This window comes from uncultured Campylobacter sp. (assembly GCF_938045405.1).
In the GTDB taxonomy this organism is placed as follows: domain Bacteria; phylum Campylobacterota; class Campylobacteria; order Campylobacterales; family Campylobacteraceae; genus Campylobacter_B.
Map to the genome: position 1 here is coordinate 1 of NZ_CALIMW010000234.1, position 9,633 is coordinate 9,633.

Here is a 9,633-nt window from a genome sequence, read left to right on the forward strand (position 1 = left end):
GATTTTGAAATTTAGCGCAAAAATATTATAATTTCGCCCAAATCACGGCTAGGACGGAAAATGAACTCACGCGTGCAAAACAAATATCTAAAATCAAAAATTATGAGCGCCGAGGAAGCCTGCGAGTTGATCCCAAATGGCGCATCGGTGGGCTTTAGCGGCTTTGTTGGGGCGGGCTGCGCACTAGCGCTGCCGCAGGCTCTGGCACAACGAGCGATGGCGCTGCACGAAAAAGGCGAGCCCTATCAAATCGAAATTTTTACGGGCGCATCGACCGATCCGCTTTTAGACGGAGTTTTGGCAAAAGCAGGTGCCGTGAGCTTTCGCGTGCCGTTTTTTACGGATGCCGATATGCGCCGTGCGATAAATAGCGGCGCCGTGCGATACGCGGACGTGCATCTATCAAGCCTTGCCGCGCAGCTTAAAGCTGGCTTTTTTCCACATCTAAACTTTGCCGTGATCGAAGTAGTGGCGATTAAAGAAAGCGGCGTGCTCGTGCCGTCCACGTCGCTAGGCAATAACCAAGCCTGGCTCGATATCGCCGATCGCGTGATTTTAGAAGTGAATTACTATCAGCCGCTTGAGCTGGAGGGCATTCACGACGTTACGGATCTGCGCCTGCCGCCGCATGCTGAGGATCTGCCGATCAAGCACGTAGGCGATCGCGTAGGTAGCCCCTATATGCATGTAGATCCTGCCAAAGTAGTCGCTGTAATAGAGGCTAGGACGCATGATCGCGTCAATAATTTTACCGCCGTGGATGAAATTTCAAGTGCGATCGGCTGCAACGTCGTGAAATTCCTAAAAAACGAGGAGGCTTGTGGCAGACTTCCCGCAAAGAAGCTACTGCCGCTACAATCGGGCATCGGTAACGTCGCCAATGCCGTGCTTAGCTCACTACAAAATGCTGGCTATCAAGGGCTGCAGTGCTATTCCGAGGTGATCCAAGACGGCATGCTAGATCTTATCAAAAGAGGCGTCGTAGGCACTGCAAGTGCCACAGCGCTATCGCTTAGCCCTGCAGGTGTTGAGGAATTTCAAAAAAACATCGATTTCTACCGCAAGCACATCATACTACGTTCGCAAGATATCTCTAACTCGCCAGCACTTATCAGAAGGCTTGGCGTCGTGTCGATGAATGGCATGCTCGAGGCAGACATCTACGGCAACGTAAACTCCACTAACGTCATGGGCTCGCAGATGAAAAATGGCATCGGCGGTAGCGGTGACTTCGCTCGCAACGGATATTTGTCGCTATTTCTTAGCCCGTCGCTAGCTAAAGGCGGCGCGATCAGCGCTATCGTGCCGTTCGTGAGTCACGTTGATCATACTGAGCACGACACTCAAGTCATTATCACCGAATACGGCATCGCCGATCTGCGCGGCAAATGCCCTCGCGAACGGGCTCGCGCTATGATAAGCATCGCACATCCCACCTACCAAGGCGCGCTGAGAGATTATTTTGAGCGGGCATGTGCGCAGCCCTGTGCTGGGCATACTCCACACATTCTAAGCGAGGCGCTGTCGTGGCATCAAAGATTTAAAGATACGGGGAGTATGAAGGCTTAGAGCGAATTTGCTTGAGCTAATGCGCTAAAGCCTAAAGCTTAAACCCATTTTTGCTGAAGCGGGAAGTTTGCACTTAAAAATTCCGCCTGCATTTGAAAGCTCTATCGCTACTTAGAGCAAAGCTTGTTAAAATTTTTATTTTCGCAAAGTTCGCGCGAAATGTTTATTATATGAATGAATTGAAAATTTGCGCCATAAAATTTTAAAATTTTGAACTTCGCAAAATTTCATCCATAAATCTGCTATCAAATTTTAAATTTAGCTCTCACTTCATTTGCCAAGCCAATCCTAGCTATAAGGCGCGCCATAAGTTCGCGATAAAACCGCGTAGTATTTGCAAGATAAATTCCGTATAAATTAAAGCAGCGGCTTGCTAAAACAGAATTTCTCGCCTTACGAAGGCGATCTTTGGGCTATAAATTTAAAGAGGCGGGCTATAAAGTCGTGGCGAGATGAGATTAGAATTTTATCCTCGAAGGCTCCATCGGCTTGCTGTAGAAGTAACCCTGCATATATTTAATCCCCATCTCTTCTAAGATGATTGAAATTTCGTGGTTTTCTACGTATTCAGCGATGAGCTCGTAGCCCTGCTTGCGCGCGAAGTTAGCGATGGTTTCGACGATAGCGCGCGAGTTTTTGTCGTTTGCGATATTTTTGATGAGCGCTCCGTCGATCTTTATGTAATCCACGTCAAGCGTTAAAATTCTATAGTAGTTGGAGTATCCGCTGCCAAAATCGTCTATCGCGACCTTGCAGCCGTAGTTTTTGGCTACGGCGATGAAGCTGCGTAGGCTCTCGTAATCGTCAAATTCCTCGCTTTCTAAAATTTCAATAAATAGATTTGAAGCATTTGGGCTGGATGCGAGCTTGCGCTCTAAAAGCTCCTTGATACCTTCGTTTGCGATGTCAAAATATGAAAGATTTATGCTAAAGCAAGTCCCTGCGAAGCGGTCTAGCAAGCGAAAGGCTTCGTTTATTACGACCTGAGTTAGCGGGATGTAGAGCGAGGTTTGCTTTGCGATATCGATAAACTCACCCGGGCAGCGCGTCTTGCCCGAGCGGTCGATTAGGCGGATTAGAATTTCATATACTAACGGGACATAATCACCGCCCTCGGTGCCGTAGGTGTTACCACTAGGATCGCGGTGGGTGATATCAAATATGGGCTGAACAAGCACAAAGACTTGATTTTTCTTGATCGCATTTTGAATGGTGTTGATCATAATCTGGTTTTGAAGATATTTTTCCTCAATCGCATTTGGGCGCGAATAAAAGCCCACGTGCTCGTTTTTACTCTGCGCCTCATACATCGCCATAACCGCCTGAAAGACCCTATTTGCGCCACCCGCTACGTCGGCACGCTCGCTCACGCCCATCGTGATATTTAAAGGCGCGGAGGCAAAGCCCTCGGTGGTATGGAGATTAAAAACCTTGTCGGTGAAGTATTTATTTATGATCTCCACGTCGCGCGCGACATTTAGTCCCTCGTAAAATAGGCAAAACTCATCCGATTGGATGCGAAAGATACTGGCTTTGATCTCGTGCGATTCGATACACATCGCAAGCGTACGCGCAAAGGAGCGCAGAATTTCATTTGTCGTTTCTGCCTTGTAAAAAAGTCGCAAATTTGCAAAATTTACGATAGTGATGTAGATCGCTACGCCCGTTTTTTCGGCGTTTATTAGCTCATATAGCGCTGCTTCGTTGCCCTGGCCCGTAAGATGATCGATATAGACTTGATTGTTTAAGCTCTCCTTCGCGTTCGCAAGAGCTAGCTTCATAATCTCGCGCTCGCCGATGTCATGAGCGTAAAGCGCATATAGCGGCGGCTTGGATGCGGTGGCGATATTTGCTAGCCTTAGGCTCACATCGGCTAGTTCGCCGTTTTTACGAAGCAGGCGCGTATCTTTGGCGCTTTTATTTACCATCGCAGGAAGTTCGATCCCTTTATCTTTGGGCATCAAAACTCCAAGATCGCTTCCTTCCAGCTCACTTTGTTCGTAGCCGCTTAAGTTAAGCACGCTTTTATTGGCGTATAAAATTTTAAAGTTTTGATCTGCTAAAACTATCGCTTCGCCTGCTTGTTCGCATAGTGCGTGATAGGGCGCGAGGGCGCGTTTACTACGCAAAGCATCGGAATTTATGATGTAAGTAAGCAGTAAAAACGACAAAAACACCGCCGTGTAAAGCATCGTCATTTGCATAAACGAGCCGTAAAATTCCTCACTAGCGTAAGAAAATCGCTCGCGCAGGCTTGCGAAGCGCTCGTTTAGCAACGAGAGATTATCGCTTACAATGATATTTTGCCGCTCGAAATTCCTTAAAATTTGCCGTGCAATTCCTATAAACGCAGCTTCGTCGGGGCTTGACGCATCTGCGTTTTCTAGCGCACTTTTTAAAGCAGAGATCTCGGAGCGATTTTTATAGTTAAGCCCTAAAATTTGAGAGTAGAGATTTGCTCTTTGCGCATTTGCGCCACTGGATAAAAATTTTTGCTGCAGACTTTGAAAAAGGATTAAATTCTGCGAATTTAAAGCCCCAAGCTCGTCCAAAAGTGAAATTTTATCGCTAAAAGCGCTTCCGATCGCGCGCACATCGCCGCTAAGTCCGATTTTATCAATGATTTTGTCTTTTTGTAGAGCTTGCAGCACCTGATAGATGCCGCGCATATCGGCATTTGCGATCGAAAAGTCCCTTCTTGCGATCTTTGCATCAAATAATATATTTAAGCGGTTATCGGCATTATCGATCAAAGCTAGCTCGCGCGAAATCGTGCTAAATCTCGCTACATCTCTTAGCGACGAGAAATAATTCCCGGCGATGATTATGCCTAATATCATAATCCCCACCATCAAAGCCCACATTATCTTATCTTTCATCCTGCGCCTCCGTCATCTCGCCCTTAAGTGTAGCTAAAAAGCTCATCAAAGCATCAAGTTCCCCATCGCTAAGATCGTATTTTAGCAGATCCTTTGCGATCTGCCGCACCGCAAGACGCAAATCCGTCTGCCCGTTTACGTAAGGCGCGGTTTGCGTGATATTGCGCAAGCTAGGCACGCGGCGCAACTCAAATCCATCGGAAGTGAGCCTATGCCTAGGCACATCCTCCTCTTCCGCGCTTGGGCGAATTTTAGTAAAGCTGCCGGTGCCTAGACTAACGCCGTTATGACATGCCGAGCATAGCCGCACAAAAAGCACATATCCGTTATATTCGGCATCATTTAGCTTAACCTCGCCGCGCAAAAATCGGTCAAATTTGGAATTTATCGCCGTTTTGGATTTTAAAAATTCCTTCAGCGCATCAATAAAGTTCGCCGTATTTGCCTCGCCGTAAGCACTTTCAAAAGCCTGCTTGTAGGCTAAATTCTTCCTGATAAGCTCTAAAATTCTATCTTCGCTCGCGTCCAGTTCATTCTCGCTAAAAACCGACGCCGCGATCCGCGCTTCAAAGCCCGCGAAATTATAATCGCCCAAGTAGCGGTCAAAATAATAAGAATTTATTAGCGTAGGCACGCGTCCATCGCGCACCGAAGCGCCCGAATCGTTTAGATAGAAGTTATGGCAGCTCTCGCAGGAGCGGCCTTTGCCGCTAAATCTTACGTCGGTAAAAATTTTTGCGCCCAGACGAGCCTTTTGTGGGTCATATTTAGGCATCTCAAGCGGCGAGAAAAGATTGCCGCAAAGCCCCAAAACGGGCGCCAGGCTAAATATAAAACAGCTTAAAGCTCGCTTCGATCTCATCGCTTATCACCCCGCCTTTAGCCCGCTTTTTCAAAAGCTCCTCGATCTCACGCTCGCTCGCCTCCGCGCCGTCCATATGCAGGTGCCACGCGGCATTTTGCACAGCTTCTTGCAGGCTGCGCTTTTGCTCGCGCCTCTCGGTTAAAATTTCGCTTTTAAATTTGATGTCGCGCGCGCCAAGCAGCGCCTCAAACTTTTCGGCGGCGGTAGCAAGTCTTTTATACCCCGCGCCGAAGCGCTCAAACAGCGGCGCAAGCATCGATGAATTGCGCTCGCTCGCCCAGTTTAGATAAATTTTTCGCTCGCCCAAAGCCAAAAACGCCTCAAAATCCTTCGTGCTCTTCAGCGCAGGACTCATCGTAAGAAACGCAATGTCAAAAAATACGGGAATTTTAAAATTTTCGCCCGCCGCGTTTGCAAAACCATCGCGGCTCAGCCGCTCGCAAAACTCCGCAAAGCTTAAATTTAATACGTTTTGCAGACGAATTCCAAACTCCTCCGCGCTGCGCCTTAGCTCGCGCAGCATCCCCTCCGAGCTATCGATCGCCGTTACTTTAGCGCCCAGCGACGCGAGATACAGCGAGTAAACCCCCGTGCCGGCGCCCACGTCTAGCACGCTTTTGCCCGCAAAGCTCACGCCCCAGCCGCGCAGTATCTCAAACACCCGCTTGCCGAAATCCCCTAGCTCGCCGCTAAATTTAGCGTAACTTTCGGACTTTTTATCCCAGCTATTTTTATGTGATTTTTCGCCGATTTTCTCCACCGCTCGCCTTTAAATTTTTTGTAATAATAGCAAAATTTGGCAATTTTTCCGAATTTGGGCTATAATAAATGCTTTCAAAATCTAGGCGAAAGGGCGTTCATGGCGGACGTGACGATAAGAAATTTAAACTTTGCTTACGAAAAACGCGAAATTTTAAAAGATATAAACCTAAGCTACGAGCTGCGCGATTTTTTAGCGATTTTCGGGCCCAACGGCGGCGGCAAAAGCACCCTTTTGAAGCTGCTTTTGGGGCTGCTGCGACCAAGCTCGGGCACGATCGAAATTTTAGGCAGATCGCCCGCGCTTGCCAGGGCGCAAATGGGTTACGTGCCGCAGTTCATCGCGATAAACAAAAGCTTTCCCATCAGCGTGCTCGAAGTCGTTTTAATGGGGCTGATAGATAAGAAAATTTTCGGCTTTTACTCCAAATCCGAGCGCGAGCAAGCCATGCAAGCTTTGGAGCGCGTAGGCATGCAAGACCTTGCAGGGTGCCGTATCAGCGAGCTTAGCGGCGGGCAGAGACAGCGTGTTTACATCGCGCGGGCGCTGTGCGCGAAGGCTAAAATTTTACTTCTTGATGAGCCGCTAGCGAGCATCGATACGATGGGGCAGGTTCAAATTTACGAGCTTTTAAAATCCCTAAACGAGAGCGGCTGCGGCATAATTTTAATCAGCCACGACGTGCAGCTCGCGCTAAACTACGCAAACCGCGCTCTTTACGTCGCAAACGGCTCGGCGCACACCCACGAGATCGATCCGGGAGGCAGAGCGGAATTTTTAGATCACCTGCGACGCGAGCACGGACACTTCTGCGCCGTCGATCTCGCGCTTAACGAATGCTGCTGCAAGGAGGACAAAAATGGCTGAAATTCTATCCTACGATTTCATGCGAAACGCCCTTCTCGGCGGGCTTTTGGTCAGTATAGTCTGCGGCGTCGTGGGCTCTTTAGTCGTGATAAATCGCATGAGCTTCATAGCAGGCGGCATCGCGCACGGCGCATACGGCGGCATCGGCATCGCGCTATTTTTAGGCATCTCGCCCGTGCTGGGAGCTAGCGTATTTGCGCTGTTTTTGGGGCTGCTCATCGCCTACGTTACGCTACGAAACACCGAGCGCTTCGACGCCGTAATCGGCGCGATATGGGCGTTTGGAATGGCGCTTGGGATAATCTTTGCCGATCTCACGCCCGGGTATAAATCCGATCTGATGAGCTTTTTATTCGGCTCGATCTTAGCGATAAATCATGAAAATTTAATCTTCATCGGCATTTGCGGCGCGGCATTTGCGGCGCTTACGGCGTGCTTTTACAGACAGTTTTTAGCGATCAGCTTCGATAAGGAATTCGCCCTGCTGCGCGGAGTGAATACGAGCGTCTTTTACTACGTCCTCGTAGTGATGGCGAGCCTCGCGGTGGTCGCGTCGATTCAGATCGTAGGACTAATCTTAGTAATCTCGCTGATGACGATCCCGCCCTTCATCGCCGAAAAAATTTCAAAAAGCTTAGGCTCGATGATGGCGATAAGCTGCGCGCTATCGGCGCTTTTTTGCGCGGCGGGGCTTGTTTTGAGCTTCAAGCTCAATCTAACCAGCGGCGCCTCGATAATCCTAGTCGCCTCGGTCTGCTTTTTCGTAAGCTCGATTTTTAGCAAACTTCGCGCCTAAAAGCCCGCCCAGTTCGCTAAGCAGGATGCCTGCTAGTATCAGCGCCGCGCCTAAAATTTGAAGCGCGCTTAGCTTCTCGCCGAAGGCATACCCCATTATGCCCGCGCTTACGGGCTCCAGCGCGAAAATCAGCACCGTTTTTATCTCGCTTACGCCGCGGTTTTGCGCCATCGTTTGGATCACAAACGCCGCGACGGTGGCAAAGATCGAGGTCAAAACCAGCGCAAAAACGAAGTCGAAACTCGGCGAAAAGATCAAATTTCCAAGTACCTTTATCTCGCCTTCAAATTCCGCGTGCGGAGTGAAAACTGCCGCGATCAGCGCGCATACGCAGACGCAGATAAACTGCACGATCACAAAGCCGTAGAGATTGCTCTTGCGCGCGCAAACGCCGGTAAAGACGATGTGAAGCGCGTATGCAAACGCCGAAATCAGCGTCAGCCGCTCGCCTATGCCAAATCCCACCGCGCTTGCTCCGCTTAAAAAATACAGCCCCAAAAGCGCTACGACCGCGCCACCAAAGGCGCTCGCACCGACCTTTTTGCCGAAAAACGCAAGCATTAAAAAGGGCACGATGACGACGTTAAGCCCCAAAATAAACGCCACCGTCGATGATAGCGCATAATCAAGCGCTATGGTCTGGCACGAAAAATCGCAAAACAGCATCAGCCCGCAAAACACGCCCCGCCCTATCGTGCCGCGGTCAAATTTGACGCCGAAGCGCAGACAGGCGAGGTAGGTAAAAATGCTCGCCGCCAAAAAGCGCCAAAACAAAAAGCTAAAAACGTCGCCGCTATGCAGCGCGCGCTGAACCGGCACGAAAGTGCATCCCCAAACGATCGCTACGAAAAGTAGCCCCAGATCCCACAGTCTGCTAGGTGGAGCGGGGTTTTGCGCGGAATTGGAATTTTGCCCGAAACTCTGCGCGGAATTCGAGCTTTGCGTGCAGTTTTGCGTAGAGGCAGAATTTTGCGCGGCAGCAGGGCTCTGCGTAGAATCAGAGCTTTGCGCGAAATCGAAATTCTGCGCGAAATTTAAGCTTCGAGCGGAGCTAGAATTCTCTGCCGAATTAGATTTCTTCGCGAAATTCCGCGCCTCAAAATTTTTCAATCCAAACCCCTGCAGCGCTTGAGCGAAGCCGTGGCCCTTTGCAATGATATCGGTAAAATTTTTCTTTGAGCGTCGCGTATGAGCGGCGGCGAGGCTTTTTACGGGGCTTAAATTTGGCTCGTCTACGGCGCTCGCACGATTTAGCGAACTCTCGCTATTTGCGCTACTATGAGTGGAATTTCCCATAAAATTTCGTTTGAAATTTTTTGCGGAATTTTCGCAAGGATTTATTGCGGAGGCATTTACGGAATTTAAAGCTTTATTTTCGGTGCAGTTTGGAATTTGCGCGGACTTCAAATTTAGCACAAGAGCCGCAAAATTTAAAGCAACTTTTTTTTCGATATTTCTGACGCGCGGAGCGGAATAGGGCGCTACGAGACTGTGCACGGCAAAACCGACCGAAGCGGGATAAAATTTCAAATTTCTCCCGCGGATAGAATTTAACCGGACATTTGCGTCTTGAAATTTGAAATTTCTTTTGAAGAGGAGAGCGGAAGCAAAATTCGCCGCGCCGCAGAGCGCTGTATTTTTTACACACGCAAACGCCGCATTTGAAGCAGAATTTAAAGCTGTGTTTTTAGCGCGCTCGCGTACCGGATCCGAGATAAAATTTAAAGCGGGTTCTGAATTAAAATTTTCCGCGGGCTCCGAGATAGAATTTTTCATAAATTTAAAGTAAAATTTCGCCGAGATCTTGGTGCAGTCGCGCCTATCTGATCGTCTTTATGGCGTTTAAAATCGCGCCCGAGTTTTTGCGAAACTCCCTTTCGTTTTTGCTTAAAAAATC

Annotated in this window: 7 protein-coding genes; 3 read left to right on the top strand and 4 right to left on the bottom strand. The window is 48.9% G+C overall.

All coding sequences use genetic code 11. The annotated features are described in order from the left end of the window. Nucleotides 1-60 precede the first annotated feature (60 nt). A complete protein-coding gene (locus tag Q0140_RS09740; RefSeq protein WP_297964126.1) occupies nucleotides 61-1,569 on the top strand; it encodes a succinate CoA transferase in 1,509 nt (502 codons plus the stop codon). A gap of 458 nt (nucleotides 1,570-2,027) precedes the next feature. On the opposite strand, the gene Q0140_RS09745 is transcribed toward Q0140_RS09740, so the two are convergent. The 3 genes from Q0140_RS09745 to Q0140_RS09755 are packed head-to-tail and all read right to left on the bottom strand — an operon-like array spanning nucleotide 2,028 to nucleotide 6,073. Further along, the gene (locus tag Q0140_RS09745) at nucleotides 2,028-4,448 is read right to left on the bottom strand and encodes a GGDEF domain-containing phosphodiesterase (RefSeq protein WP_297964128.1); all 2,421 of its coding nucleotides are present in this window, start codon (nucleotides 4,446-4,448) and stop codon (nucleotides 2,028-2,030) included. Beyond that, entirely contained in the window at nucleotides 4,438-5,310 is an 873-nt protein-coding gene (locus tag Q0140_RS09750; protein ID WP_297964130.1) for a cytochrome c peroxidase, read from the bottom strand. Before Q0140_RS09750 ends, Q0140_RS09745 begins: the two co-directional genes overlap by 11 nt. After that, nucleotides 5,273-6,073 (bottom strand): methyltransferase domain-containing protein, encoded by an 801-nt coding sequence (locus Q0140_RS09755; RefSeq protein ID WP_297964132.1) that lies wholly within the window; start codon nucleotides 6,071-6,073, stop codon nucleotides 5,273-5,275. The genes Q0140_RS09750 and Q0140_RS09755 overlap by 38 nt, the downstream gene beginning before the upstream one ends. 99 nt (nucleotides 6,074-6,172) lie before the next feature. Between Q0140_RS09755 and Q0140_RS09760 the strand changes: the two genes are divergently transcribed. Both Q0140_RS09760 and Q0140_RS09765 read left to right on the top strand, forming a co-directional pair. Then, nucleotides 6,173-6,940 (top strand): ABC transporter ATP-binding protein, encoded by a 768-nt coding sequence (locus Q0140_RS09760; protein ID WP_297964134.1) that lies wholly within the window; start codon nucleotides 6,173-6,175, stop codon nucleotides 6,938-6,940. Then, nucleotides 6,933-7,736, top strand: coding sequence for a metal ABC transporter permease (locus Q0140_RS09765; RefSeq protein WP_297964136.1), 804 nt, complete (start codon nucleotides 6,933-6,935; stop codon nucleotides 7,734-7,736). The genes Q0140_RS09760 and Q0140_RS09765 overlap by 8 nt, the downstream gene beginning before the upstream one ends. On the opposite strand, the gene Q0140_RS09770 is transcribed toward Q0140_RS09765, so the two are convergent. Beyond that, a complete protein-coding gene (locus Q0140_RS09770) occupies nucleotides 7,680-9,266 on the bottom strand; it encodes a DMT family transporter (RefSeq protein ID WP_297964138.1) in 1,587 nt (528 codons plus the stop codon). The two genes, Q0140_RS09765 and Q0140_RS09770, sit on opposite strands and share 57 nt — an antisense overlap. Between the last annotated feature and the right edge of the window lie 367 nt (nucleotides 9,267-9,633).

Excerpts from the sequence above, each read along its gene's own strand:
- Q0140_RS09740 (WP_297964126.1), top strand. The coding sequence starts at position 61 with ATGAACTCACGCGTGCAAAACAAATATCTAAAATCAAAAATTATGAGC.
- Q0140_RS09745 (WP_297964128.1), bottom strand. The coding sequence starts at position 4,448 with ATGAAAGATAAGATAATGTGGGCTTTGATGGTGGGGATTATGATATTA.
- Q0140_RS09750 (WP_297964130.1), bottom strand. The coding sequence starts at position 5,310 with ATGAGATCGAAGCGAGCTTTAAGCTGTTTTATATTTAGCCTGGCGCCC.
- Q0140_RS09760 (WP_297964134.1), top strand. The coding sequence starts at position 6,173 with ATGGCGGACGTGACGATAAGAAATTTAAACTTTGCTTACGAAAAACGC.
- Q0140_RS09765 (WP_297964136.1), top strand. The coding sequence starts at position 6,933 with ATGGCTGAAATTCTATCCTACGATTTCATGCGAAACGCCCTTCTCGGC.